Annotated in this window: 23 protein-coding genes and 2 tRNA genes; 17 read left to right on the forward strand and 8 right to left on the reverse strand. The window is 71.6% G+C overall.

The annotated features are described in order from the left end of the window. Positions 1-50 precede the first annotated feature (50 nt). From ACZ4UB_RS14640 to ACZ4UB_RS14655, 4 genes are all read left to right on the forward strand, one after another. Positions 51-383: a hypothetical protein gene (locus tag ACZ4UB_RS14640; protein ID WP_468070416.1), complete on the forward strand. Its 333-nt coding sequence runs from the start codon at positions 51-53 to the stop codon at positions 381-383. A 182-nt stretch (positions 384-565) separates the two neighbouring features. After that, a complete protein-coding gene (locus ACZ4UB_RS14645) occupies positions 566-937 on the forward strand; it encodes a WhiB family transcriptional regulator (protein WP_330332501.1) in 372 nt (123 codons plus the stop codon). After that, complete coding sequence (locus ACZ4UB_RS14650; RefSeq protein WP_468070417.1) at positions 934-1,263, forward strand: hypothetical protein; 330 nt, start codon at positions 934-936, stop codon at positions 1,261-1,263. Before ACZ4UB_RS14645 ends, ACZ4UB_RS14650 begins: the two co-directional genes overlap by 4 nt. A 112-nt stretch (positions 1,264-1,375) precedes the next feature. Next, positions 1,376-1,582, forward strand: a complete 207-nt coding sequence (locus tag ACZ4UB_RS14655) for a hypothetical protein (RefSeq protein WP_468070418.1) — start codon at positions 1,376-1,378, stop codon at positions 1,580-1,582. Between the two features lie 16 nt (positions 1,583-1,598). Here the strand turns inward: ACZ4UB_RS14655 and ACZ4UB_RS14660 are convergent, their stop codons facing one another. Both ACZ4UB_RS14660 and ACZ4UB_RS14665 read right to left on the reverse strand, forming a co-directional pair. Further along, positions 1,599-2,927: an ABC1 kinase family protein gene (locus ACZ4UB_RS14660; RefSeq protein ID WP_468070419.1), complete on the reverse strand. Its 1,329-nt coding sequence runs from the start codon at positions 2,925-2,927 to the stop codon at positions 1,599-1,601. A gap of 41 nt (positions 2,928-2,968) precedes the next feature. Beyond that, positions 2,969-4,102: a TOMM precursor leader peptide-binding protein gene (locus ACZ4UB_RS14665; protein ID WP_468070420.1), complete on the reverse strand. Its 1,134-nt coding sequence runs from the start codon at positions 4,100-4,102 to the stop codon at positions 2,969-2,971. A 180-nt stretch (positions 4,103-4,282) separates the two neighbouring features. Between ACZ4UB_RS14665 and ACZ4UB_RS14670 the strand changes: the two genes are divergently transcribed. From ACZ4UB_RS14670 to ACZ4UB_RS14685, 4 genes are all read left to right on the forward strand, one after another. Beyond that, positions 4,283-4,879, forward strand: a complete 597-nt coding sequence (locus tag ACZ4UB_RS14670) for a M48 metallopeptidase family protein (RefSeq protein ID WP_354382362.1) — start codon at positions 4,283-4,285, stop codon at positions 4,877-4,879. A gap of 136 nt (positions 4,880-5,015) precedes the next feature. Beyond that, positions 5,016-6,695: a TerD family protein gene (locus tag ACZ4UB_RS14675; protein ID WP_468070421.1), complete on the forward strand. Its 1,680-nt coding sequence runs from the start codon at positions 5,016-5,018 to the stop codon at positions 6,693-6,695. Between the two features lie 29 nt (positions 6,696-6,724). Next, on the forward strand, positions 6,725-7,405 hold the full coding sequence (locus ACZ4UB_RS14680) for an AIM24 family protein (RefSeq protein WP_351043374.1): 681 nt from the start codon (positions 6,725-6,727) through the stop codon (positions 7,403-7,405). A gap of 17 nt (positions 7,406-7,422) precedes the next feature. Next, positions 7,423-8,178 carry an AIM24 family protein gene (locus ACZ4UB_RS14685; RefSeq protein ID WP_468070422.1) on the forward strand — a complete coding sequence of 252 codons (756 nt, stop codon included), beginning with the start codon at positions 7,423-7,425 and terminating at the stop codon, positions 8,176-8,178. 93 nt (positions 8,179-8,271) lie between these two features. On the opposite strand, the gene ACZ4UB_RS14690 is transcribed toward ACZ4UB_RS14685, so the two are convergent. Both ACZ4UB_RS14690 and ACZ4UB_RS14695 read right to left on the reverse strand, forming a co-directional pair. After that, complete coding sequence (locus ACZ4UB_RS14690; RefSeq protein ID WP_354382365.1) at positions 8,272-8,805, reverse strand: NUDIX hydrolase; 534 nt, start codon at positions 8,803-8,805, stop codon at positions 8,272-8,274. Next, positions 8,802-10,208, reverse strand: coding sequence for a zinc-dependent metalloprotease (locus ACZ4UB_RS14695; protein ID WP_354382366.1), 1,407 nt, complete (start codon positions 10,206-10,208; stop codon positions 8,802-8,804). Before ACZ4UB_RS14695 ends, ACZ4UB_RS14690 begins: the two co-directional genes overlap by 4 nt. A 192-nt stretch (positions 10,209-10,400) precedes the next feature. Between ACZ4UB_RS14695 and ACZ4UB_RS14700 the strand changes: the two genes are divergently transcribed. The 4 genes from ACZ4UB_RS14700 to ACZ4UB_RS14715 all read left to right on the forward strand — a co-directional run bounded on the left by ACZ4UB_RS14700 (position 10,401) and on the right by ACZ4UB_RS14715 (position 13,910). Then, on the forward strand, positions 10,401-11,555 hold the full coding sequence (locus tag ACZ4UB_RS14700) for an SDR family oxidoreductase (RefSeq protein WP_354382367.1): 1,155 nt from the start codon (positions 10,401-10,403) through the stop codon (positions 11,553-11,555). 397 nt (positions 11,556-11,952) lie between these two features. After that, positions 11,953-12,414 (forward strand): molybdenum cofactor biosynthesis protein MoaE, encoded by a 462-nt coding sequence (locus ACZ4UB_RS14705; protein ID WP_354382368.1) that lies wholly within the window; start codon positions 11,953-11,955, stop codon positions 12,412-12,414. A gap of 128 nt (positions 12,415-12,542) precedes the next feature. Continuing rightward, positions 12,543-12,734 carry a hypothetical protein gene (locus ACZ4UB_RS14710; protein WP_354382369.1) on the forward strand — a complete coding sequence of 64 codons (192 nt, stop codon included), beginning with the start codon at positions 12,543-12,545 and terminating at the stop codon, positions 12,732-12,734. Between the two features lie 87 nt (positions 12,735-12,821). Next, positions 12,822-13,910, forward strand: a complete 1,089-nt coding sequence (locus ACZ4UB_RS14715; protein WP_468070423.1) for a YlbL family protein — start codon at positions 12,822-12,824, stop codon at positions 13,908-13,910. Positions 13,911-13,940: 30 nt separating this feature from the next. On the opposite strand, the gene ACZ4UB_RS14720 is transcribed toward ACZ4UB_RS14715, so the two are convergent. Beyond that, positions 13,941-14,510: a PPA1309 family protein gene (locus tag ACZ4UB_RS14720; RefSeq protein ID WP_467960844.1), complete on the reverse strand. Its 570-nt coding sequence runs from the start codon at positions 14,508-14,510 to the stop codon at positions 13,941-13,943. Positions 14,511-14,659: 149 nt separating this feature from the next. Between ACZ4UB_RS14720 and ACZ4UB_RS14725 the strand changes: the two genes are divergently transcribed. The 4 genes from ACZ4UB_RS14725 to ACZ4UB_RS14740 all read left to right on the forward strand — a co-directional run bounded on the left by ACZ4UB_RS14725 (position 14,660) and on the right by ACZ4UB_RS14740 (position 19,951). Continuing rightward, positions 14,660-17,542: a UPF0182 family membrane protein gene (locus ACZ4UB_RS14725; RefSeq protein ID WP_468070445.1), complete on the forward strand. Its 2,883-nt coding sequence runs from the start codon at positions 14,660-14,662 to the stop codon at positions 17,540-17,542. Between the two features lie 60 nt (positions 17,543-17,602). Further along, a tRNA-Met gene (locus ACZ4UB_RS14730) sits at positions 17,603-17,676 on the forward strand. A gap of 257 nt (positions 17,677-17,933) precedes the next feature. After that, positions 17,934-19,802 carry a tetratricopeptide repeat protein gene (locus tag ACZ4UB_RS14735; protein ID WP_468070424.1) on the forward strand — a complete coding sequence of 623 codons (1,869 nt, stop codon included), beginning with the start codon at positions 17,934-17,936 and terminating at the stop codon, positions 19,800-19,802. Between the two features lie 75 nt (positions 19,803-19,877). Continuing rightward, positions 19,878-19,951 (forward strand) — tRNA-Met (locus ACZ4UB_RS14740). Positions 19,952-20,101: 150 nt separating this feature from the next. On the opposite strand, the gene ACZ4UB_RS14745 is transcribed toward ACZ4UB_RS14740, so the two are convergent. Further along, positions 20,102-20,521: a Fur family transcriptional regulator gene (locus ACZ4UB_RS14745; protein WP_354382373.1), complete on the reverse strand. Its 420-nt coding sequence runs from the start codon at positions 20,519-20,521 to the stop codon at positions 20,102-20,104. 130 nt (positions 20,522-20,651) lie between these two features. Between ACZ4UB_RS14745 and ACZ4UB_RS14750 the strand changes: the two genes are divergently transcribed. Next, a complete protein-coding gene (locus ACZ4UB_RS14750; RefSeq protein ID WP_354382374.1) occupies positions 20,652-22,121 on the forward strand; it encodes a catalase in 1,470 nt (489 codons plus the stop codon). An 83-nt stretch (positions 22,122-22,204) separates the two neighbouring features. Here ACZ4UB_RS14750 and ACZ4UB_RS14755 read toward each other — a convergent pair whose 3' ends face one another. Further along, the gene (locus tag ACZ4UB_RS14755; protein ID WP_468070446.1) at positions 22,205-22,615 is read right to left on the reverse strand and encodes a CBS domain-containing protein; all 411 of its coding nucleotides are present in this window, start codon (positions 22,613-22,615) and stop codon (positions 22,205-22,207) included. Positions 22,616-22,724: 109 nt separating this feature from the next. After that, positions 22,725-23,528: a histidinol-phosphatase gene (gene hisN, locus ACZ4UB_RS14760; protein WP_354382375.1), complete on the reverse strand. Its 804-nt coding sequence runs from the start codon at positions 23,526-23,528 to the stop codon at positions 22,725-22,727. Positions 23,529-23,573 lie beyond the last annotated feature (45 nt).

Below are 23,573 nucleotides of genomic sequence, written 5' to 3' on the forward strand. Positions count from 1 at the left end.
GGACAGGCCCTCGGGCCGACTCCCCGAGACGCCGAGAGGAGGCGAGACCAGTGACCAGCTTGATGACCACCACCAAACTGACCGATCGCTCGGTTGCCGCTTCCTCCTGCCTGCTTCTCGCTACCTCTGCGCCCTCCGTCCTGGGCACCGGTCTGTCCGCCATTACCGCGGTCAGCCCCGTCGCCCTGGTCACCCGCCGGGTGAGCGAGCGCAATGAACGACCGTTCCAGGCATCGGTGGCAGTAGCAGCTGGCCAGGCCAAGGCGCATGCCTATGGCGGCTTTGCGGCGGCAGCCGGTGCCGGAAACCAGACGAAGCAGACGACGCAGCACCACCTGATGTGGGCCTTCCGCGGGCTCGAACCCTGGAGTGATCCAGTCTGATCTCACGATCGGACCGGCGCCTTCAGGGCCGCGGAACCCCACCCGGGATCCGCGGCCCTTTTGTTTGTCCCCGACCAGGGACGACAACGCGAAGGGGCCACGGGACTGGCAAGAACAGGTACCAGCCGAACCCGGCCGACCGGCCGGAACGACTTGACCGACAAGACGAGGAAGAAACCACCGTGCAACTCGAAGCGCACGCCCCGTCCGTACCGCAGACCCAGACGATCTCCCCGCCCGCAGTCCCGGAGGACTCCACCTTGACTCCCCTCACCGCGCTCACCGCGCTCGACGACGCCATCGAGAACCTCGGCGTACCCGTCGCCTGCCGCACCTACGACCCGGAGGTCTTCTTCGCCGAGTCCCCGGCCGATGTCGAGTACGCCAAGTCGCTCTGCCGCACGTGCCCGCTGGTCGAGGCCTGCCTCGCCGGTGCGGTCGAGCGCCGCGAGCCCTGGGGCGTCTGGGGTGGCGAGCTCTTCGTCCAGGGCGTCGTCGTCGCCCGCAAGCGTCCGCGTGGTCGTCCGCGCAAGAACCCGGTCGTCGCTGCATGAACACCACCGGAACCATCGACCGCCCCCTGACGCGCGATCCCCTGAAGCAGGCCCTCATGACCCCGCAGAACACGAGCGAGCAGCCGTCCGGCTCCGCCACCGAAGACTTCATCACCATGGGCGCGATCACCTCGCGTCAGAACAGGACCCGCGAGATGCAACTCATTCCAGAAGCCCTGGCCCGTGCCCATATGGCCGACCGCATGCGTGAGGCCGACGGCGAACGCCGCGCCCTGCGCGTGGTCGCCGCCCGCCGCATGCAGCGGCGAGCCGAGCGCGTGTCCCTGCGCGCCCGTCGTGCACTGGCCATGGCCGTCATGAACTGACCCAGGCACCGCCTGGAGTGACACCAGCAGACCCCCGGGGGGCCTCTCCGTTCGGAGCGGCCCCCCGGTGCGTTGCGGAACGCCGCGCACCGGGCGGCGGTATCGTCGGGAGGTGGACCAGCCGACTCCCCGCCCCGCGCCCCAGGGACCCGAGGCCCCTCCCGTCACCTGCGCGCGCTGTGGCGCGCGCTCCCCGGAGGGCACGCAGCCCACCTGGACCTGCTCCGTCGAGAACGGCAGCAGACAGTACTTCTGCCACGACTGCGCCCGGGCCAACCTCCGCGCGATCGAGGGCAGGCTCGACTCCTCCTGGTGGTGAGCTGAGGCGCGAGGGATCAGGACTCCGGCAGGAACCCCGGGAGCCAGGCCTCCAGTTCCTCCCGCAGCCGCACCGTCGCACCCAACTGGCACAGCACCCCGATCGTGCTCAGCGTCACGCGGTGGATCAGCAGGTAGGCCGGCGGGAGGTTGATCTGCCGGCCCAACTGGTGCGCGGGGGAGCGCGGGTCGGCGATCCGGGCCGCCTGGCTGCGCATCCACCCCCGGGTGAAGGTGAACTCGTCGACCTTCGCCGGTTCGATGATCGGGCGGAGGTAGTCCAGCACCGCGTCCGGGTCCAGATCGATGGACTCCTTCACGAAGCCCTCGGCGCACAGGTGCCCGTAGACCCCCTCGGCGTCGTCGTCCAGGGTCATCCGCAAGGAGCGGCCCACCGGCTTGGGCAGCCCTCCCGGGAGGCGGTCGACCGTACCGAAGTCCAGCACCCCCAGCCGGAGTCGGCCGTCCGGGCCCTCCATCAAACGGAAGTTGCCCGGATGCGGATCGGCGTGCAGCAGCCCGGTGCGCGCGGGACCGGAGAAGAGGAACCGGGCCAGCAACTGCCCGGCGCGGTCGCGCTCCTCCTGGGTGCCGTCGGCGATGATCTCCGACAGCGGCGTCCCCTCGATCCACTCGGTCACCAGGACCTGGTCGCTCTGGTGCACGACATCCGGCACGACCACATCGGGATCGCCCTCGAAGGCCTCCGCGTGGATCCGCTGGGCCTCCGCCTCCAACTCGTAGTCCAGCTCCTCCGACACCCGGTCGCGCAACTCGGTGATCAGCGGCTTTATCTCCATGCCCGGGATCAGCGGCCCCAACAGCCCCGCGAAGCGGCCGAGCTGCTTGAGGTCCGACAGCAACGCCTCCCCGGCCCCCGGGTACTGCACCTTGACCGCGACCTGTCGCCCGTCGTGCCACACCGCCCGGTGCACCTGACCGATGGACGCGGCCGCCGCGGGCTTGTCCTCGAACTCCGAGAACAACGACCGCCAGTCCTCGCCGAGCCGCTCCGCCAGCACCTGGTGCACCCGCGCGGCGGGCAGCGGCGGGGCGGCCTCCTGGAGCTTGGTCAGCGCGGCCCGGTAGGGCCCGGCGACCTCCTCGGGCAGCGCCGCCTCGAAGACCGACATGGCCTGCCCGAACTTCATCGCACCGCCCTTCAGCTCACCCAGGGTGCGGAAGAGCTGTTCGGCGGTGCGCTGTTGCAGTTCGCGCGCGACGATCTCCGCGGACTTGCCCCCGATCCGCTTCCCCAACCCCCAGGTGGCCCGGCCCGCCATGCCGAGCGGCAGCGCGGCCAGCTTGACGGTACGAGTGACCGCCTTCCGGGGAAGATCAGACATGTGCCCCTCCAGTTCCCAGCCTGCCGCGCCGCACGCGGCGCCTACCCGGCCATTGTGTCCTGTCCCTCTCGGGCGGCGGAGGAGTCCCCCTCCCCGGACCCCGCCGCCCCGCACGCGCACTCCGGATGAGCCCGCACCCGGGCCCGCTCCCAGTGCAGCCCGGGCAGCGCGGCCTCCCAGCGGGCCCCCGTCGACGCGGGCAACTCCCCGTCGAGGAAGGCCAGCGCATGGGCCGCCGCCAGCCCCGCCACCGCGGTGGCCAACCCCAGGTCACAGGCGACCGAGCCACGGCGCCGATGGGCCCCGCGCCACTGCACCAGCATCCGCGCCCACCCCCGGTCCCGCGCCACCCGCGCCCGCTCCATGCACCCCGCGCACCCCGTCGTCCCCGGCAGCACCAGCGGCCCCACCAACCCGGTGCCCTCCAGCACCCCCGCGTACAGATGCGGGATCCCCGCGGCCACCCAGTCCGCGGCGGTGTCCGGATCCGGGGCCCACGCCTGGAGCCCGTCCCGGGGCGCGACCACCACCAGGGCGAGCCCCGGCTCGGGCCCCTCCCGCTCCTGGGCCCGTGGCGCCCGCCCGGGAGCCGACGCCCGCACCAGCGCCCCCGCCGCCTCCGCCCGCAGCCGGCCCACGCTCTCCGGCCCGAGCCCGCCGGGCGCCACGTCCCCCGGCTCCACCCGGCCGCCGTCCAGCACCTCGACCCGGCCCACCCCGGCCCCCGCCAGCACCGCCGCGATCAGCGCGCCCACCCGACCGCTGCCCCGCACCTGCACCCGGACGGTCCGGCGCGCCGCGATCCCCCGCAGATCACCGCCGGGCTCCCGGCGCACCAGGGACAGCGAACCCCGGTCGGGCCCCAGCCGCTCCAGCACCTCCGGGCGACGCAGCAACGACTGGGCCCGCGCTCCGCCCGCCGTGGCGTCGTCGAGCACCCCCGCCGCCGCGAGCCGTCGCACCAGCTCGTCCACCTGCCCGCCCGGCAACCCCAGCGCGGCCCCCTCCTTGCGCAGCAGTTCCATGCCGCGGGTCCCGTCGAGCCGTTCGAGCAGGGTCCCCGTCGCCGTGTCCAGCGGCCCGAACACCACCGCGTGCGCGGGCGTCACCCCGAACTGCACGGTCTGCAGGTCCCGCCAGGCCCGCGCCAACGCGGGCTTCACCTTCGGATACATCGCCCTTCCCCCTTCGCCCTTCGGCCTTCGCCCACCGAGCGGCCCCGACGCCGCTCTCGCAGCATGACCGCACCCCGTCCGCGGCGCGGAAAGTTATCCACAGGCGGACCCGATTCGGCATATGAGACGACCGCCCGGGGGCGTCCGCGGGCGCCGAAGGGAGCGAACCGCGAATCGATCATGTTCGAACCGTCGCGGGGCGGGACTTCGGCCCTGGCCACCCGGTACGGTCGTGCCGTGTCCGCCGATCCACCGCACCGCGCCGTCGAAGTCCGCCGGAGTGCGCGCCGCCGAAGGACCGTCTCCGCCTACCGCGAGGGTGACCGGACGGTCGTGCTCATCCCTGCCCGGATGTCCGAGGCGGAGGAGCAGCGCTGGGTGGGCGTGATGCTCGACAAGCTCGCCGCGCAGGAGAGCAAGCGGACCCTGGGGGACGCGGAACTCACCGAGCGCGCCGCGCGTCTGTCCGAGCAGTACTTCGGCGGCCGCGCGCGCCCCAGCTCGGTCCGCTGGGTCACCAACCAGAACACCCGGTGGGGCTCCTGCACCCCCGCCGAGGCCAGCATCCGGCTGTCCCACCGCCTCCAGGGCATGCCGGAGTACGTGCTGGACTACGTCCTGCTGCACGAGCTGGCCCACCTGCTGGTCCCGGGGCACGGCCCGAGCTTCTGGCAGCTCCTTGAGGCGTACCCCCGTACGGAACGGGCGCGCGGCTACCTCGAAGGCGTGGTCGCGGCGGAGCGCCTGCCCAAGGTCCCGGCCGCGCGCGAGGAATGAGCCGGCCCCGCCGGGCCCCGCTACGTGACCCGGCCGTGATGTGTACCGGGTCGGTACCGGCTTGGTTCGATGTCGGCGGGAGCCGTTAGCCTGACGGGCACGCATTCATCGTCGGGATGGGGGACGGTCGTTACGTATGGCCAGGGAATTCCAGCGCGGCCACAAGGCCAAGATCAGTGATCTCACCGCCGGCACCGATCTGTACGTGGGTGTGCAGATCGCCGGGCCGGGGCTGACCTTCGACATCAGCTGCTTCGGCCTCGACGCGGAAGAGCGGCTGTCGGACGACCGCTACTTCATCTTCTTCAACCAGCCCAAATCGCCCGAGGAGTCCGTCCAGCTCCTCGGTCAGCAGGCCGGTGACAGCGAATCCTTCCGGGTGACCCTGGATCGCATCCCGGCGGGCATCCGCAAGCTCTCCTTCACCGCGACGATCGACGGCGCCGGCCAGATGTCCCAGATCGGTCCGGGCTACATCCGGGTCGTCGCCGGCGGCGAGGAAGTGGTCCGCTACTCCTTCACCGGCGCGGAGTTCAGCACCGAGCGCGCCGTGATGCTGGGCGACTTCTACTTCAAGGACGCGTGGCGCTTCGCCGCCGTCGGCCAGGGCTTCGACGGCGGCCTGGAAGCGCTGCTGAAGAACTTCGGCGGCGAGGTCGTCGAGGAGGAGGCCCCCGCCCCGCAGCAGCAGGCCCCGCAGCAGGGCGCCGCCGCGCCCTCCTTCGCGCCCCCGTCCTTCGCCGCCCCGCCGCAGCAGCCGCAGTACCAGCAGCCGCCCCAGCAGCCCCAGCCGCCGCAGCACACGCCGCCCCCGGCCCCCGCGCCGTACGCCGCGCCGTCGCAGCCCGCCCCCGCGATGCACGCCGCCCCCACGATGGTGGGCCCGCTCGCACCGGCCCCGCCGGCCCCCGGCCCGTACGGCCAGCCCGTGCACCCGCCGCAGCCGCCGCCGAGCCCGTCGTACGGGGGCCAGGTCCCGGGCCAGGCTCCCGGTCAGTACCCGCCGCCGCCCGCCCCGGCCGGTCCCTACGGCCAGCCGCCGCAGCCCTCGTACGGGCACCAGGTCCCCGGCCAGGCCCCCGGCGGCTACCCGCCGCCCGGCGCGCCCGGAGCCCCGTACGGCCAGCAGCCCGGCATGCCGGCGCAGACCGCCGCCCCCGGCCTCACCTCCGCCCTCCAGCTCTACAAGGAGGCCCCCACCGGCGCCCGCTGGACCGCGCAGAACCACCAGCTCATGCGCGTCGACCTGGGCATCGGCGGCCAGCCCGTCCTCGCCCGCCAGGGCAGCATGGTGCTGTACCAGGGCAAGGTGGACTTCAGTTACAAGGGTGCGGGCTTCGCCGGCCGCATCGTCGGCAACGCCACCGGCCAGGAGATGCAGCTCATGCGCTGCACCGGCCGCGGCCAGGTCTTCCTCGCCGAGAACGGCACCCACCTGCACGCCATCGAGCTCCAGGGCGACGGGATCTGCGTCTCCGCCGAGAGCGTGCTCGCCTTCGACGAGTCGCTCCAGCACGAGGTGCGCCGCATCGAGGGCCACGGCATTCCGGGCGGCGCCCTGTTCACCATGCAGTTCCAGGGCTCCGGCACGGTCGTCGTCAAGACGCACGGCACCCCCGTGGTCCTCCCGGTCACCCCGACGACCTTCGCCGACAGCAATGCGATCGTCGCGTGGTCCGCGGGCGCCCAGGTGGTCATTTCCAGCCAGGTCCGGCTGCGCCGCAACGCCTACCCCGGACACAGCGGGGAGACCGTGAACCTCCAGTTCCGGGGAGCCCCCGGAAACTTCATCATCGTCCAGCCCTACGAGGTCTGAGGGAGCCCGCCATGAACGCAATGAACGCCATGAACCCGCAGCTCGCCGGCTACGCCCCGACCCCGGTCGCGGCCCGCATGGAGAACCACGGGCGCGCCATGCTCAAGGTCGCCATGCAGAGCGGCCACGACCTCTTCGCGCGCACCGGCTCGATGGTCGCCTACGAGGGCTTCGTGCAGTACGAGCCCAACCCGCCCGCCGTGCGCCAGATGGCCTCGCAGTGGCTGACGGGCGAGGGCGCACCGCTGATGAAGTGCACCGGCGACGGCCTGCTCTACCTCGCCGACTACGGCGCGGACGTCGTCGTCATCAACCTCAACAACGACGCCCTCTCCGTCAACGGCACCAACCTGCTCGCCTTCGACGCCCACCTCACCTGGGGCGTCGAGCGGGTCAAGGGGCTGGCGAAGTTCGCGGGCCAGGGGCTCTTCAACGTCCAGGTATCCGGCACCGGCTGGGTCGCCCTGACCTCGCGCGGCACGCCGATCGTGGTCGACTGCGGCCGCGGCGAGGACGAGACGTACGTCGACCCGGACGCGCTCGTCGCCTGGTCGCCGAACCTCAAGGTCAAGGGCAAGCGCAGCTTCAAGGCCTCGTCGATGATCGGCCGCGGCAGCGGGGAGGCCTTCCAGATGGCCTTCTCCGGCCAGGGAATCGTCGTCGTACAGCCGAGCGAGGACAGCACCGACCGGCTTCGGGCCCGGGGCTGAGGGGGAGCGGACACATCATGCAAAGCGCACTTTTCGGCCACTCCGAGGCACAGTCCCAGGAGCGGTACGTCGTCCAGAACCCGCAGATGCTGCGGGTCTCCCTCACCGGACAGGACGACGTCCTCGCCCGCAAGGGGTCGATGGTCGCCTACCAGGGGCTGATCGACTTCGACGGCGAGTACCAGAGCGGCAATCAGCGCAACGCCCGCGCCCGCACCGGTGAGGGCCTCGACCTCATGCGCTGCTCGGGGCAGGGGACGGTGTACTTCGCCAACCTCGCCCAGGACGTGCACGTGGTGGACGTCGACCAGGACGGCCTGACCGTGGACAGCAGCTACGTCCTCGCCCTCGACTCCACCCTGCACACCGAGGCGATCGCGGTCGACAGCCAGTACGGCATCTCCGGCTCGGGGAAGTACCAGCTGAACATCACCGGCCGCGGCAAGGTCGCCCTGATGACCTCGGGGCAGCCGCTGATGCTCCAGATCACGCCCGACAAGTACGTCAACGTCGACGCGGACGCCATCGTCGCCTGGTCCACCTCGCTGCGCGTGCAGATGCAGGCCCAGACGCACTCCACCGGCGTGTGGCGGCGCCGCGGGAACACCGGCGAGGGCTGGGAGCTCAGCTTCCTCGGTCAGGGCTTCGCCCTGGTGCAGCCCAGCGAGATGCTCCCGCCGCAGAACGCGCAGCTCGGCCAGGGCCTCGCCGCGCAGTACGGCATGGGCCAGCAGGGCGCCCACGCGCAGAACCAGAACAACGCCTGGAACTGACGCCCGACGCACCCTGGCCCCACGGCGGGCGGGCCCGGACCTCGAATCGAAGGTCCGGGCCCGCACCCCGTGCCGCTGCGCCGGGCGTCGGCGTCAGAGCCGCGCCCGGGTCGCCTCCAGCAGCCTGACCACCGAGGCGTCCGCGACGGCGGCCACCTCGTCGTAGGCGAACCAGCGCAGGTCCAGGGACTCGTCGCTGATCGCCGCCTCCGCGCCGGCCGGGGCCAGCGCGGCGTACTGCACGTCCAGGTGCCAGTTGCAGGGCGCCGGAATGGGGTGCCGGTCCAGCCGCACCGGGCCCCCGGGCAGCAGCGTCAGCCCGGTCTCGATCCCGGACTCCTCGCGGGCCTCGCGCAGCGCGGCGTCCACGAGCGTGCGGTCATCGCTCTCGCAGTGCCCGCCCATCTGCAACCACATGCCGAGCTTCTTGTGCAGCGTCAGCAGCACGCGGCCGCGCACCGGGTCGATCACCAGCGCGCTGGCGGTGACGTGCCCGGCCTCGCACGGCTTCCACATCCCGTCCGCGTGGGCGGCCAGGTGCTCCAGGTACACCTCGCGGAGCGCGGCCTGCTCGCCCTGGCCGTCGTACTCCTTCAGGACGCGGACCGCATCGTCGTACAGGCTCACTTGGTGTCGTCGCCGTCCTGGTCACGCTTCTCAGCGGCCTCGCCGAGCATCTTGTCGATCTCGGAGAAGTCCAGCTGTTCGCGGTGCACGAAACCGTCCGGGTCGTCCAGGTCGGAGGCCGTCGGCAGCATGTCCGGGTGTTCCCACAGGCCGTCGCGGCCGTCCACGCCGCGCGCGTCGGTGAGCGAGGCCCACAGCCGCGAGGCGTCCCGCAGCCGGCGCGGACGCAGCTCCAGACCGATCAGGGTCGCGAAGGTCTGCTCGGCCGGACCGCCCGAGGCGCGGCGCCTGCGCAGCGTCTCGCGCAGCGCGTCGGCCGAGGTCAGGCGGGGCTTGGCGGCCTCGTGCACCACCGCGTCCACCCAGCCCTCGACCAGCGCGAGCGCGGTCTCCAGACGGGCCAGGGCCGCCTTCTGCTCGGGGGTGTCCTGGGGCTGGAACATGCCGCCCTGGAGCGCTTCCTGCAGCTGCTCCGGATTCGACGGGTCGAGCTGTCCGACCACGTCCTCCAGCTTCGAGGTGTCGACCTTGATGCCGCGCGCGTACCCCTCGACGGCGCCGAAGAGGTGGGAGCGCAGCCACGGCACGTGGGCGAAGAGCCGCTGGTGGGCGGCCTCGCGCAGGGCCAGGTAGAGGCGCACCTCGTCCGAGGGGACGCCGAGGTCCTTGCCGAACGCCGCCACGTTCAGCGGCAGCAGGGCCGCCCTGCCCGCCGGGCCCAGCGGCAGCCCGATGTCGGTGGAGCCGACGACCTCGCCCGCGAGCGTGCCCACCGCCTGGCCGATCTGCTGGCCGAACATCGCGCCGCCCATGGAGCGCATCATGCCGAGCAGCGGGCCCGCCATGGCCTGCATCTCCTCGGGCAGTACGTCGCCCATCGCCGCGCCCACCCGCTCGGCGACCGGGTCGACCAGTTCCTTCCACACCGGCAGGGTCGCCTCGACCCACTCGGCGCGGCTCCAGGCCACGGCCGTACCGGCGCCCGACGGCAGGGAGGTGACGGAGTCCAGCCAGAGGTCCGCCAGCCGCACGGCCTCCTCGACGGCCGACTTCTCGGCCGGGCCGACGCTCGCGTCCTTGACGCCGTCCGCGGTGCCCTGCGCGACGGTCTGGCGGGCGATGTCCTTGGCCATGTCCCAGTTCACGGGACCGCCCTCGTAGCTGAGCATCTGGCCCAGCTGCTGGAAGGCGGCGCCCAGGTCGTTCGGGTTCATGGAACCGAACATCGCGGCGAACGGATTGTCCGCGCCACCGGGGCCGCCGGCGCCCGGCAGTCCGGCACCGGGGAACCCGAACGGATTCGCCGGGCCGCCCTGACCGCCCTGATCGCCCTTCTTCTTGCCCTCGTCGCCGTTGTCCGGCTCCTCCGGCGGAAGGCCGAATCCGAATGGGGTGTCGCTCACGGGTTTCCTCGGCTCGTAGGGCCGCCGGCGGGAGCCGACGGGCAATGGTCCGACAACACCACCCAGCGTAGACACCACAGCCGCATCCGGGCTCGGTGCTCCGCCGACTCCTGGGCTGCGGCAGGATGGACATCACCTGGTAGGTACGCGTCAGGACGCTCACCTACTGAAGACAACCGCTGGAGACGCCCGGTGAGTTCCCCAGATCCGCAGGTTCGAGAGCCGCACGGCGACGAGAACCACCCTGACCACGACGAGCGCCCCGAGGGCGTTCGCCAGTCGCGAAACCCGTCGGCACGGGGCCCCGTCGTCGCCGTGACCGGCGCCGCGGCGGGGGTCGGCGCTGCCCTGGTCGCCCGGCTCGCGGCCTGCGACGAGGTCAAGCAGGTCATCGCGATCGACGAGCGGCGCGGTGACTGCGCGAGCGCGCAGTGGCACGTCCTGGACGTACGGGACCCCGCGATCGCCGAGAAGCTGCGCGGCGCCGACGTGGTCGTCCACCTCGCGCTCGACCTCGACCTGGAGACCGACCCGGCGGCCCGCACCGCGTACAACGTGCGCGGGACCCAGACCGTGCTCACGGCCGCCGCGGCGGCCGGGGTGCACCGGGTGGTGCTCTGCACCTCGGCGATGGTCTACGGCGCCCTGCCGGACAACGACATCCCGCTCACGGAGGACTCCGAGCTGCGGGCCACGGCCGAGGCCACCGGCGTCGGCGACCTGCTGGAGATCGAGCGCCTCGGTCGCCGGGCCCCGCGCGCGCACCCGGGCCTCAACGTCACGGTGGTGCGGCCGGCCGTCCTGGTCGGGGGTACGGACACGGCCCTGACCCGCTACTTCGAGTCGCCGCGCCTGCTGGTGGTGGCCGGGTCCCGGCCGACGTGGCAGTTCTGCCACGTCGAGGACCTGGTCAGCGCGCTGGAGTACGCGGCGCTGGAGAAGGTGGAGGGCGAGCTTGCCGTCGGGTGCGAGGGCTGGCTGGAGCAGGAGGAGGTCGAGGAGCTGAGCGGGATCCGTCGGATGGAGCTGCCGTCCGCCGTCGCGCTCGGGGCCGCGGCCCGGCTGCACCGGATCGGGCTCACGCCGTCGCCGGCCGGTGACCTCGCGTACACGATGCATCCCTGGGTGGTCAGCGTCAGCCGGCTGCACGCGGCGGGGTGGCGGCCGCGGTGGACCAATGAGGAGGTGCTGGCCGAGCTGCTCCAGGAGGTGGCCGGGCGGCACACGGTCGTCGGGCGGCGGCTCGGTCGCAAGGACGCGACGGCGGCGGGGGCCGCGGGGGCGACGGTGGCCCTGCTCGGCGCGGCCGCCGTGGTCCGTGCCGCCCGCCGCCGCCGAGGCCTCTGACCCGCCCCAGCCCTCACCCGCCGATCACGCTCGCCGCGACCCCGTTCAGCCCCGCCGGGCTGATGCGGCCTCGTTCAGCCTCGCCGCCGGAGGCTTCGCGGGGGGTTCGCCGGCGTTCGGCCGTTGGCTCTCCGTCGTGTCGGGCCGGCGTTGCCTCCGGCGGGCCCTCAATCGCCGGGCGGGCTGGGTGTGGGGCCCTCGGCCTCGCCGGGCGGGCTGGGTGTGGGCCCCTCGGCCTCGCGGGGCGGGCGGGCTGGGTGTGGGCACTCGGCCTCGTGCCCTCGGCCTTGTTGTGGGGTGAGGGGGCCGGGTTCTGTAGGAGGCTCCATATGTGGGGGATGGGGGCCGGGCGAATGGGGTATTCCGCGATGCGAGAGGCGTGGTGCACGATGAGGGCATGGCTCCGCACTTCGACCACCCCGGCGAGCAGGCCGCCCCGGACCCGATCCGACTGCTCGCGATCCGCGACACCCCGCTCTCGCTCGACGAGGTCTTCCGGGCCGTCGGCGACGACGCGACGGGAGGCACCGCGCTCTTCGTCGGCACCGTGCGCGACCACGACGGCGGGGCGGACGTCGACGCCCTCGGCTACTCCTGCCACCCGACGGCCGAAGCCGAGATGCGCCGCGTCGCCGAGCGCGTCGCGGCCAAGTACCCGGTCCGCGCCCTGGCCGCCGTCCACCGCGTCGGTGACCTCGGGGTCGGCGACCTGGCCGTGGTGGTCGCCGTGTCGTGCCCGCACCGGGGCGAGGCCTTCGAGGCCTGCCGGATGCTGATCGACGACCTCAAGCACGAGGTGCCGATCTGGAAGCACCAGACCTTCTCGGACGGCACCGAGGAGTGGGTCGGCGCCTGCTGAGGCACTCCCCGCGCCCCCCGCGTCCGCACCCGAACGGACGCGCAACACGCCCTCGATTTGCGTAACCCCGCCCCGGGCACGAGCGTTGGACCAACAAACGGCTCGTTCTCGGGGTAGGGAGCACGCACATGGGTTCTTTGGCGTGGTTGCTGATTCCGCTTTTCGCCGCCATCGGCGCAGCGATATGGGGAAGCTGGGCGGCCCGCGACCGCACTTCCGGCGACATATCCGAACTCGCCGGCTACGCACGATTCCGCGAGGTCATGGGTACGGGCCAGGCCGACAAGGCCAAGGCGCATTCCGGTTCCGACGCCGTCTGACGCGTCCCGTGAATCGCGTCCCGTGCACCACCCCGTACGGACCGGCCCCACGGGCCGCCCCACAGGGCCGTCACGTACTGTCGATCCATGCCACGCCGCACTGCGACGATGCTCGCGTCCACCCTCATGCTGTTCGCGCTGCTCTGCGCCGGAGTGTTCATCAAGGTTCCGTACTCCGAGATGAGCCCCGGCCCGACCGTGAACACCCTCGGTGACTCGCGCGGCGAGCCGGTCCTGAACATCTCGGGCCGCAAGACCTACCCGACCAGCGGTCACCTCAACATGACCACGGTCCGGGTGACCGGCGCGGACTACGACATGAACCTGCTGGAAGCGGTCTACGGCTGGGCGGCCCACGACAACATCGTGGTGCCGCACGAGAACCTGTATCCGCACGGCAAGACGGACAAGCAGTCCACGCAGGAGAACGCCGAGGAGTTCAGCCAGTCGCAGGAGAGCGCCAAGGTGGCCGCCCTCAAGCAGCTGGGCATCCCCTTCACCTCCCGCGTGAACGTCGCGACCGTGGTCAAGGGCAGCCCCGCCGAGGGCGTGCTGCACGCCGGTGACGTGATCGTCGCCGTGGACGGCGCCCCGGTGAACGAACCGGCGGACGTCGCCAAGCTGGTGACCAAGCACAAGGCGGGCGAGAAGGTCGAGTTCACCGTCATCGGCGCGGAGGAGGCGGCCGCCGCGAAGAAGGCCGGGCGCGACCCCTCGGGCACCAAGAAGGTGGAGATCACCACCGGGAAGGCGCCGGAGGACGCCCACGCGGTCGTCGGCATCCGGGCCGGGACCGACCACACCTTCCCGTTCCGCATCGACATCAACCTGGCCGACGTCGGCGGCCCCAGCGCCGGCCTGATGTTCTCCCTCGGCATCGTCGACAAGCTGACGCCCCAGGACATGACCGGCGGGAAGTTCGTCGCCGGCACCGGCACCATCGACGACGCCGGTACGGTCGGCCCGATCGGCGGCATCGAGATGAAGACCATCGGCGCCCGCAAGGCCGGCGCCCAGTACTTCCTGACCCCCGCCGAGAACTGCGCGGCGGCCGCCAAGGACGTACCGGACGGCCTCACCCTCGTGAAGGTCTCGACCATCGGCGACGCCGTCAAGGCACTGGAGAAGATCAGCAAGGGGGACGGGGCCGGACTGCCGCGGTGCGGCGCGTCCTGACCCCGTCCCCCCGCCGGGCGCCCACGGGCGTCAGGAGAAGGTGGCGGCCAGCGCCTCGGCCAGCCCCGGCACCAGGGTGGCCCCGGTGAGCACCTCGCTCGCCGCGTCCTTCTCGCGCAGCCGTACGGCCGACTCGCGCGACCCGTCGCGCAGGACGCCCACGGTCAGGCGCACCTCCTGGCGCTCCGGGTGCCCGGCGACCCACTTGGCGAGCTGCTTGTCGTTCAGGTCGGACGGCACGGCGGCCTCCGCGGACGGCGGCAGCATCAGCCGCTCCACCGTCAGCGCGCAGCCGACGACCGAGGCGGGCCAGGCGACCGTGCCCAGGAACTTGTCCAGGGCCATGCCCTTGGGGAGTTCGTCCTGCTCGATCGGGGTCAGCTGGATCTTGCCGGCGTCGTCCTGGTCGAGGCCGAGCTGCGAGGCGAGGCGGGGCTCCTGCTTGCGCAGCCGGGCCGTGTCGACGAGGGCGAAGAGCCGGGCGGGCCGGTCCCAGCCCAGGCCGGCGGCGTATTCGTCGATCTCTAGCACGGCGCGGGTCAGCGGGCTGGCCGCCATCGGAGTGCCGGGGGAGGGGGAAAGGTTGGACATGGACAACATCCTGCCTCCTTTCGACGCGATACCGGGAACTGACTAAAGCCTCAGTAAGTTGCATGAGTGGGCTCTACCATCGGGGGCCCTGCTCTTGAAAATTTTCCAGTAACACACGACACACAGCGACTTTCGAGGTGCGCACCTTGGCTTTCCAGATGCCGGACCGCGGCGGAGGCCCCTCCGGGCCACGGATGAGAGTCGGCCGCCCCTCCCGGCGTGCCCGGACTCTCCTGATGACCCTGGGCGTCCTGGCCGTCCTGGCCATGGCCTTCATCATGTTCGCGGGCTTCTGGACCGACTGGCTCTGGTTCCGCTCCGTCCACTACTCCACCGTCTTCACCACCACGCTCTGGACGAAGGTCGGCCTCTTCGCCGTCTTCGGCCTGATCATGGCCGGCGCCGTCGGCTTCAACATCTGGCTGGCGCACCGGCTCCGGCCGCCGCTCAGCGCGATGTCGATGGAGCAGCAGAGCCTCGACCGCTACCGGATGAGCGTCGCGCCGTTCAAGAAGTGGCTGCTCCTGGGCATCGCGGTGCTCGTCGGGCTGATCGCGGGCGCCTCGGCGGCCGGACAGTGGAAGACCTGGCTCATGTATGTGAACGGGGTGCCCTTCGGGCAGAAGGACCCCCAGTTCCACATGGACGTGTCGTTCTACACCTTCGACCTGCCCTGGTACCGCTTCCTGCTCGGCTTCGGCTTCGCCGCCGCCGTGCTGTCGCTGATCGCCGCGGCCATCGTGCACTACCTGTACGGCGGCCTGCGCGTCACCAGCCCGGGCGCCCGCGCGACCGCCGCGGCCACCGGACACCTGTCGGTGCTGCTCGGCATCTTCGTCTCGCTCAAGGCCGTGGCCTACTGGCTCGACCGGTACGGCCTCGCCGTGAAGTCCAGTGACTTCAAGGCCGCCGACAACTGGACCGGCCTGCGCTACGTCGACGCCAACGCCTACCTGCCGGCCAAGACCATCCTCTTCTGCATCGCCGCGATCTGCGCCGCGCTGTTCTTCGCGACGCTGTGGCGCCGCACCTGGCAGCTGCCCGTGATCGGCTTCGGCCTGATGGTGCTCTCGGCCATCCTGATCGGCGGGCTCTACCCGGCGATCGTGCAGAAGTTCCAGGTCCAGCCGAACGAGCAGGCCAAGGAGTCGCCGTACGTCGAGAAGAACATCAAGGCGACGCGCGACGCCTACGGGATCGCCGATTCCGACGTGAAGGACTACGCGGGCGTGCCCGCCGAGGGCACGGACAAGGCGAAGCTGCGGCAGGCCGCCGACACGACGGCCAGCGTCCGCCTCCTCGACCCCAACATCGTCTCCCCGGCCTTCCAACAGCTCCAGCAGGTCAAGGGCTACTACGCCTTCCCGTCCACGCTCGCCGTCGACCGGTACAACGGCCAGGACACGGTCATCGGTCTGCGCGAGCTGAACATCGGCGGCATCCCGAAGAACAACTGGATCAACGACCACTTCAAGTACACGCACGGCTACGGCGTGGTCGCGGCCAAGGGAACCACCGTCAAGGACGGCGCCCCCGACTTCACCCAGTCCGACCTCCCCTCCAAGGGGATGTTCGGCACGGACTTCGAGCAGCGCATCTACTACGGCGAGCAGACGAAGCAGTACTCGATCGTCGGCGGACCGCAGAAGGAGCTCGACTACTCGGACGACAAGGGCGAGAAGGAGACCAGCTACACGGGCGACAGCGGGGTCAACCTCGACAACCCGATCAACCGGGCCGCCTACGCACTCGCCTTCAGCGAGCCGCAGATCATGTACTCCGGCGCCATCGGCGAGGGCTCGCGGATCCTCTACAACCGCACGCCCAAGGAGCGCGTCGAGGCGGTCGCCCCCTGGCTGACCATCGACGGCGCGCCCTACCCGGCGGTCGTCAAGGGCCGGGTCGTCTGGATCGTCGACGCCTACACGACGACCAACGGCTACCCCTACGCCTCGCGCACCACGCTGGGCGACAGCACCGCGGACTCGCTGACCAACAGCCAGCGCGCGGTGGTGGCCCAGGAGAACCAGGTCAACTACATCCGCAACTCGGTGAAGGCCACCGTCGACGCCTACGACGGCAAGGTCAACCTGTTCCAGTGGGACACCAAGGACCCGGTCCTCAAGACCTGGATGAAGGCGTTCCCGGGCACGGTCAAGGAGAAGAGCGAGATCTCCAAGGACCTGATGGCGCACCTGCGCTACCCGCAGGACCTCTTCAAGGTCCAGCGCGAGCTGCTGACCCGCTACCACGTCACCGACCCGCAGACCTTCCTCAGCGGCAGTGAGGCCTGGGCCGTCCCGGACGACCCCACGACCAAGGGCACGGCGGTCCCGCCGTACTACCTGTCGATGAAGATGCCGGGCCAGACCGAGAAGGACCAGGTCTTCTCGCTCACGACGACCTTCACGCCGAACGAGCGGGACAACCTGAGCGCCTTCATGGCGGTCAACGCAGATCCGGGCACCCCGGACTACGGCAAGATCCGCGTCCTGAAGATGCCGACCAGCAAGCCGGTCGACGGTCCCAAGCAGGTCCAGAGCAAGTTCAACTCCGAACCCAAGATCGCCGAGTCCATCCGCCTGCTGCGCGGTGGCGACTCCGAGGTCGAGTACGGAAACCTGCTCGCGGTCCCGCTGGACGGCGGCATGCTCTACGTCGAGCCGGTGTACGTGCGCAGTTCCGGGCTGAAGTACCCGCTGCTGCGCAAGGTCCTCGTGACCTACGGCAACCAGACGGCCTTCGAGGACACCCTGGACAAGGCGCTCGGCGTGGTCTTCGGCGCGGATACGGCGACGCCGCCGACGACGCCGAACCAGCCGCCGCCGGGCGACGGCACCACCAAGCCGCCCGTCAACCAGGACCCGACGGTCAAGGCGGCCCTCGCGGACGCCTCGAAGGCCTTCGACGACGCCGACAAGGCCATGAAGGCCGGCGACTGGGCGGCGTACGGCAAGGCGCAGGCCGACCTGTCGGCGGCGCTGAAGCGTGCGGTCGAGGCCGAGAACAAGCTGGCCAACCAGCCGAAGCCGGGAGGCTGACCGCCCGGCGATCAAGGATGAGGGGTTCCGTTCCGCGTCGTGCTACTGTGGTTTTACCGACGCGGGGTGGAGCAGCTCGGTAGCTCGCTGGGCTCATAACCCAGAGGTCGCAGGTTCAAATCCTGTCCCCGCTACTGAAGACGAAGGCCCGGATCCATGGGATCCGGGCCTTCGTCGTGCCCGATCCTGGGCCGCGCGGCGGTGACCCGTGCCCACGGCACATGCGGGACACGCCACGCGGTAGCTGAGGTGGGTGAGTTGGGGCGGGAGCGTGTTTGACTTGTCCCACTGGGGGCAAGTCGACAAAGCGCTGTAGTGACCTCACTAGTGACCTCACTGGCTGCGACATACCAGGTGTACGCGGGTAGCAGGTGATGCGACGATGGGATTTATGGGGGACAGGTCAACTCTGCTGGAGACAGGGCGGTTTGTGAGGGCGGAGGCCGAAACGGGCACGGGAGCCGGTGAACCGGCCGCGGCCGTGAGCGCGGAGCCCGTACGGACCGGCGCCGACCAGCGGAACACGTACCGCACCGACGAGGTCTTCGACGGAGCCGAGGCCGACGCGGCGAGCGACGCCGAGTTGGAGGCCCGCCACCGCGGAGCCGCCGACAAGGGCGACCCCGGCGCCATGAGCGTGCTCGGGGCCCTGTTGCTGCGCCGCGGAGACCTGGCCGGGGCCGAGCCGTACCTGCGCGGAGCCACCGCCGCGGGAGACCGTGCCGCCGCCAACAACCTGGGCGTCCTCCTGCACCAGCGCGGCTACCCCGAGGACGCGGCCGGCTGGTGGCGGGTCGCCGCCGTGGCCGGATCCGCACCCGCCGCCCACGCGCTGGGCCGGCACTACCGCGAGCGGGGCGACGAGCCCGCCGCCGAGTACTGGCTGCGCCAGGCGGCGGAATCCGGCCACGCCCTCGGCGCCTTCGGGCTCGCCGACCTGCTGGCGCACCGCGGGGACGGCGGGGCCGAGCGGTGGCTGCGCGCCGCCGCCGAACAGGGCCACCGCGAGGCCGCCTACCGGCTCGCCCGGCACCTGCGCCGCCGCGAGCCCGCCGAGGCCGAGCAGTGGTACCGCCAGTCCGCCGCGCGCGGCCACCGCCGCGCCGCGCTGCACCTGGGCGCGCTGCTGGAGGCGCGCGGGGAGCTCAAGGAGGCCGGCCGCTGGTACCTCAGCTCCGCCAAGCAGGGCGAGGCGCGGGCCGCCTGCGCCCTGGGCTTCCTGCTGCGCGACGCCGGGGACGAGGACAGCGCCGTCACCTGGTGGCTGCGGGCCGCCCAGGACGGCGACGGCAACGCGGCCAACGCGCTGGGCGCGCTGCACGCCGCGCGCGGGGAGACGCAGACCGCCGAGCGCTGGTACCGCAGCGCCATGGACGCGGGCGACCAGAACGGGGCGTACAACCTCGCCCTGCTGTGCGCGGCGCAGGACCGGACCGCGCAGGCCGAGCAGTGGTACCGCCGCGCCGCCTACGCCGGCCACCGCGAGGCGGCCAACGCGCTGGCCATCCTGCTGCTCCAGGGCGGCGACGCGGCCGGCGCCGAGCCGTGGTTCTCCAAGGCGGCCGAGGCGGGCAGCGTGGACGCCGCCTTCAACCTGGGCATCCTCTTCGCCAGCCGCGACGACGACCGTACGGCGCTCAAGTGGTACGAGCGGGCGGCCTCGGCCGGGCACACGGACGCGGCCCTCCAGGTCGGCATCGCACTGGTCCGCGACGGCGAGGAGCGGGCGGCCGAGCGGCACCTGCGCTGCGCGGCGGGCGGCGGCAGCGCGGAGGCCGCGTTCCGGCTGGCCGCGCTGCTGGAGTCGCTGGCCCCGCCGCCGGAGCCGGTGGCGCTGGGCGAGCCGATCGCCGGCGCGCCCAAGTCCGAGAGCGAGGAGTGGTACGAGCGGGCCGCCGAGGAGGGCCACCGCCGGGCCCAGGTCCGGGTGGGCATGATGGCCGCCGGGCGCGGTGACGTGGTCGCGGCGGCCCGCTGGTACCGGGAGGCGGCGGAAGCCGGCTCCCGCAACGGCGCCTTCAACCTCGGGGTGCTGCTGGCCCGCGAGGGCAGCGAGCCCGAGGCCGCCCTGTGGTGGACCCGGGCCGCGGTGGCGGGGCACGGTCGCGCCGCGCTGCGGCTCGGGCTCTTCGCCGCGCGGCACGGGGATCTGGCCGAGGGGCAGAAGTGGTGCGCGCGGGCCATGGAGCTGGGGCCGGCGGAGGTCTCGGAGCGGGCCGCGCGGCTGCGCGAGGCGCTGGCCGAGGAACTGTCGGCCTGAACGGCGGCCCCGCGGGGCCGCCGTTCAATCGATTTGCTCCCGCGGGCGACCTTCGCGTAGAGTCAGGTTTACCGACGCGGGGTGGAGCAGCTCGGTAGCTCGCTGGGCTCATAACCCAGAGGTCGCAGGTTCAAATCCTGTCCCCGCTACTGAATGACCGAAGGCCCGGATCCCCTGGATCCGGGCCTTCGGTCGTTTCCATGTGCGTAGGCTCCCTGGGCGCAGACCGTACGACGGAGGGCCGGGGTGGCGACCCCGGCCCTTCGTCATGCGTCATGCGTCATACGGCGTGCGTGCTGCTACGCGCCCGCGCAGTTCGGGCAGATGCCCCGGTAGGTCACCTCGACCGCGGAGACGGCGAAGCCGAAGCGCTCGCTGTCGGGCAGGTCGGCCAGCGGGTTGCCCGCCGGGAAGACGTCGCGGATCGCCCCGCACTGGGCGCAGACCAGGTGCTGGTGCGGGCGGTGTGCGTTGGGGTCGTAGCGCTTGGCGCGCCGGTGGTCCGTCGACACTTCCAAGATCTCACCCAGAGTGACGAGTTCGCCCAGCGTGTTGTAGACCGTCGCCCGGGAAATCTCCGGGAGCTTGGTCACGGCGCGCGCGTGCACCTCGTCCGCCGTCAGGTGAACGTGGTCACCGTCGAGCACCTCGGCCACGACTCGCCGCTGGGCAGTCATGCGCCAGCCGCGTCCGCGAAGTCTCTCCAGCAGGTCACTCATAGACGCCAGCCTAACAGCGAGGTGACTCGGTGTAGATCCCGAATCAGTGTGGACTTGGATGCTTACTTGACTTAGACAAAGTCCATCGTAGGATCGGTTACGGCAAACGCCAAGGACAGGACTTGCAGGAATGACGCAGGAGGCGCACGTGACGCAGGGACCGCTCACCACGGAGGCCGGGGCTCCGGTCGCCGACAACCAGAACAGCGAGACCGCGGGCGTCGGCGGCCCCGTCCTGGTCCAGGACCAGCTGCTGCTGGAGAAGCTCGCGCACTTCAACCGCGAGCGCATCCCGGAGCGCGTCGTGCACGCCCGTGGCGCGGGTGCCTACGGCACCTTCACCCTCACCCGTGACGTCTCCGAGTGGACCCGGGCGAAGTTCCTCTCCGAGGTCGGCAAGCAGACCGAGACCTTCCTGCGCTTCTCCACCGTCGCCGGCAACCTCGGCAGCGCGGACGCGGTGCGTGACCCCCGCGGCTGGGCGCTGAAGTTCTACACCGAAGAGGGCAACTACGACCTCGTCGGCAACAACACCCCGGTGTTCTTCATCAAGGACGCCATCAAGTTCCCGGACTTCATCCACACCCAGAAGCGCGACCCGTACACGGGCTCGCAGGAGGCCGACAACGTCTGGGACTTCTGGGGCCTGTCGCCCGAGTCGACCCACCAGGTGACCTGGCTCTTCGGTGACCGCGGCATCCCGGCGTCCTACCGCCACATGAACGGCTACGGCTCGCACACGTTCCAGTGGAACAACGAGGCCGGCGAGGTCTTCTGGGTCAAGTACCACTTCAAGACCGACCAGGGCATCAAGAACCTCACCCAGGCCGAGGCCAACGTCCTCGCGGGCGAGGACCCCGACTCGCACCAGCGCGACCTGCGCGAGTCGATCGAGCGCGGCGACTTCCCGTCCTGGACCGTGCAGGTCCAGATCATGCCCGCGGCCGAGGCGGCCCAGTACCGCTTCAACCCCTTCGACCTCACGAAGGTGTGGCCGCACGAGGACTACCCGCCGATCGAGATCGGCAAGCTGGAGCTCAACCGCAACCCGGAGAACGTCTTCGCCGAGGTCGAGCAGAGCATCTTCAGCCCGGCACACTTCGTCCCCGGCATCGGTCCGTCCCCGGACAAGATGCTCCAGGGCCGCCTCTTCGGTTACGGCGACGCCCACCGCTACCGCGTCGGCATCAACGCCGACCACCTGCCGGTGAACCGTCCGCACGCCACCGAGGCGCGCACCAACTCCCGTGACGGCTACCTCTACGACGGTCGCCACGCGGGTGCGAAGAACTACGAGCCGAACAGCTTCGGCGGTCCGAACCAGACGGACCGTCCGCTGTGGCAGCCGCTCCCCCTCACCGGGGGCACCGGCAACCACCCGGCCGCGGTGCACCGCGAGGACAACGACTTCGTCCAGGCCGGCAACCTCTACCGCCTCTACTCGGAGGACGAGAAGTCCCGCCTGATCGAGAACCTGTCGGGCTTCATCGCCAAGGTCTCGCGCGACGACATCGTCGAGCGCGCGATCAACAACTTCCGCCAGGCGGACGGCGACTTCGGCAAGCGGCTCGAGGCCGCGGTCCAGGCCCTTCGCGGCTGATCGGAACGCTTGTCGTAGGCGACGGGCCGGGACCCCCACGGGGGTGCCGGCCCGTCGGCTTTTCCGGGCGCGTGCGGTCGGGCTCAGCGCAAGGGGGACGGGGAGGGCAGGATCGTACGCCGCTGCGGCAGCCAGCACCGGATGATGTCGCGCACGGAGACGATGCCCACCGGCCCGCCGTCCTCCAGCACGATCAGATGCCGGAAGCCGCCGCGGACCATGGCCTCGGCGGCTTCGTTCAACGTGGCGTCGGGAGTGCAGAACACCACGTCGGTGGTGGCGTGCGCGCTCAGGATCTCGCGGTCGGGGTCGTGCCCCGCGCCGATCGAATTGAGGATGTCACGTTCGGTCAGGATGCCGATGCCGCTGTGATCCGGATCGAGCACGACGGCGGCGCCGACGTGCCGGCCGGACATCAGGCACGCGGCCTGCCGGAGGGTGTGGGTGGGACCGAGGGTGAGGATCAGGGTGCTCATGGCGTCACGGACAAGCATCATGAAGACAGCCACCTCCTAGGGGTGAGACCCCCCGCCCGGTTCACAAACCCACAAGCGGAGGAGCCCCAGATTCCCATGGACACGGAGTGTCATCAAGAGGGCGCACTCAGTCGCGTGGGCGCAAGTACCCGAGCAGCTCATCGTGCAATACCCCGTTGGACGCCGCCGCGTTGCCGCCGTGCACGCCGTCGATCCCGTCCAGGCCGGTGAAACGCCCCCCTGCCTCCTGCACGACGATCGCGTTCGCCGCCATGTCCCACAGCGACAGCTCCGGCTCCGCGCAGATGTCCACCGCCCCCTCGGCGACGAGCATGTACGACCAGAAGTCCCCGTACGCCCGGGTCCGCCACACCGCGCGGGTCAGGTCCAGGAAGCCGGGCAGCAGCCCGCGCTCCTCCCAGCCGCCCAGCGAGGCGTACGAGAAGGAGGCGTCGGCCAGGGAACCGACCTTGGAGACCCCGATCCGGGTCCCGTCCGCCGGCCCGCGCCCCGTGTACGCCCCGCCGCCCTCGGCGGCCCACCAGCGACGGCCCAGCGCGGGCGCGGACACCACGCCGACCACCGGCCGCCAGGTGCCGTCGGCGCCCTCCACCATCAGGGAGATCAGCGTGGCCCACACCGGGACCCCGCGCACGTAGTTCTTCGTACCGTCGATGGGGTCGACGACCCAGCGCCGCGGGCCCGTGCCCTCGACCCCGTACTCCTCGCCGAGGATCGCGTCCCCCGGCCGCGCGGCCAGGATGCCCGCGCGGATCAGCTCCTCCGCGGCCTTGTCGGCCTCGCTCACCGGAGTCATGTCGGGCTTGGTCTCGACCTCGAGGTCGAGGGCCTGGAAGCGGGCCATCGTGGCCACGTCGGCGGCGTCGGCGAGCTCGTGGGCAAGGCGAAGGTCATCGTCATACTCGGGCATGGCCGAACAGTATCGACATCGGATCGGCCGGACCAACGGTGTCCA

The organism is Streptomyces sp. NPDC028419 (genome assembly GCF_055565515.1).

Coding starts and splice junctions, on each gene's coding strand:
- ACZ4UB_RS14650 (WP_468070417.1), top strand. CDS start 934: ATGAACACCACCGGAACCATCGACCGCCCCCTGACGCGCGATCCCCTG.
- ACZ4UB_RS14660 (WP_468070419.1), bottom strand. CDS start 2,927: ATGTCTGATCTTCCCCGGAAGGCGGTCACTCGTACCGTCAAGCTGGCC.
- ACZ4UB_RS14665 (WP_468070420.1), bottom strand. CDS start 4,102: ATGTATCCGAAGGTGAAGCCCGCGTTGGCGCGGGCCTGGCGGGACCTG.
- ACZ4UB_RS14670 (WP_354382362.1), top strand. CDS start 4,283: ATGTTCGAACCGTCGCGGGGCGGGACTTCGGCCCTGGCCACCCGGTAC.
- ACZ4UB_RS14675 (WP_468070421.1), top strand. CDS start 5,016: ATGGCCAGGGAATTCCAGCGCGGCCACAAGGCCAAGATCAGTGATCTC.
- ACZ4UB_RS14680 (WP_351043374.1), top strand. CDS start 6,725: ATGAACCCGCAGCTCGCCGGCTACGCCCCGACCCCGGTCGCGGCCCGC.
- ACZ4UB_RS14685 (WP_468070422.1), top strand. CDS start 7,423: ATGCAAAGCGCACTTTTCGGCCACTCCGAGGCACAGTCCCAGGAGCGG.
- ACZ4UB_RS14705 (WP_354382368.1), top strand. CDS start 11,953: ATGGCTCCGCACTTCGACCACCCCGGCGAGCAGGCCGCCCCGGACCCG.
- ACZ4UB_RS14710 (WP_354382369.1), top strand. CDS start 12,543: ATGGGTTCTTTGGCGTGGTTGCTGATTCCGCTTTTCGCCGCCATCGGC.
- ACZ4UB_RS14715 (WP_468070423.1), top strand. CDS start 12,822: ATGCCACGCCGCACTGCGACGATGCTCGCGTCCACCCTCATGCTGTTC.
- ACZ4UB_RS14720 (WP_467960844.1), bottom strand. CDS start 14,510: ATGTTGTCCATGTCCAACCTTTCCCCCTCCCCCGGCACTCCGATGGCG.
- ACZ4UB_RS14725 (WP_468070445.1), top strand. CDS start 14,660: ATGCCGGACCGCGGCGGAGGCCCCTCCGGGCCACGGATGAGAGTCGGC.
- ACZ4UB_RS14735 (WP_468070424.1), top strand. CDS start 17,934: ATGGGGGACAGGTCAACTCTGCTGGAGACAGGGCGGTTTGTGAGGGCG.
- ACZ4UB_RS14745 (WP_354382373.1), bottom strand. CDS start 20,521: ATGAGTGACCTGCTGGAGAGACTTCGCGGACGCGGCTGGCGCATGACT.
- ACZ4UB_RS14750 (WP_354382374.1), top strand. CDS start 20,652: ATGACGCAGGAGGCGCACGTGACGCAGGGACCGCTCACCACGGAGGCC.
- ACZ4UB_RS14755 (WP_468070446.1), bottom strand. CDS start 22,615: ATGCTTGTCCGTGACGCCATGAGCACCCTGATCCTCACCCTCGGTCCC.
- hisN (WP_354382375.1), bottom strand. CDS start 23,528: ATGCCCGAGTATGACGATGACCTTCGCCTTGCCCACGAGCTCGCCGAC.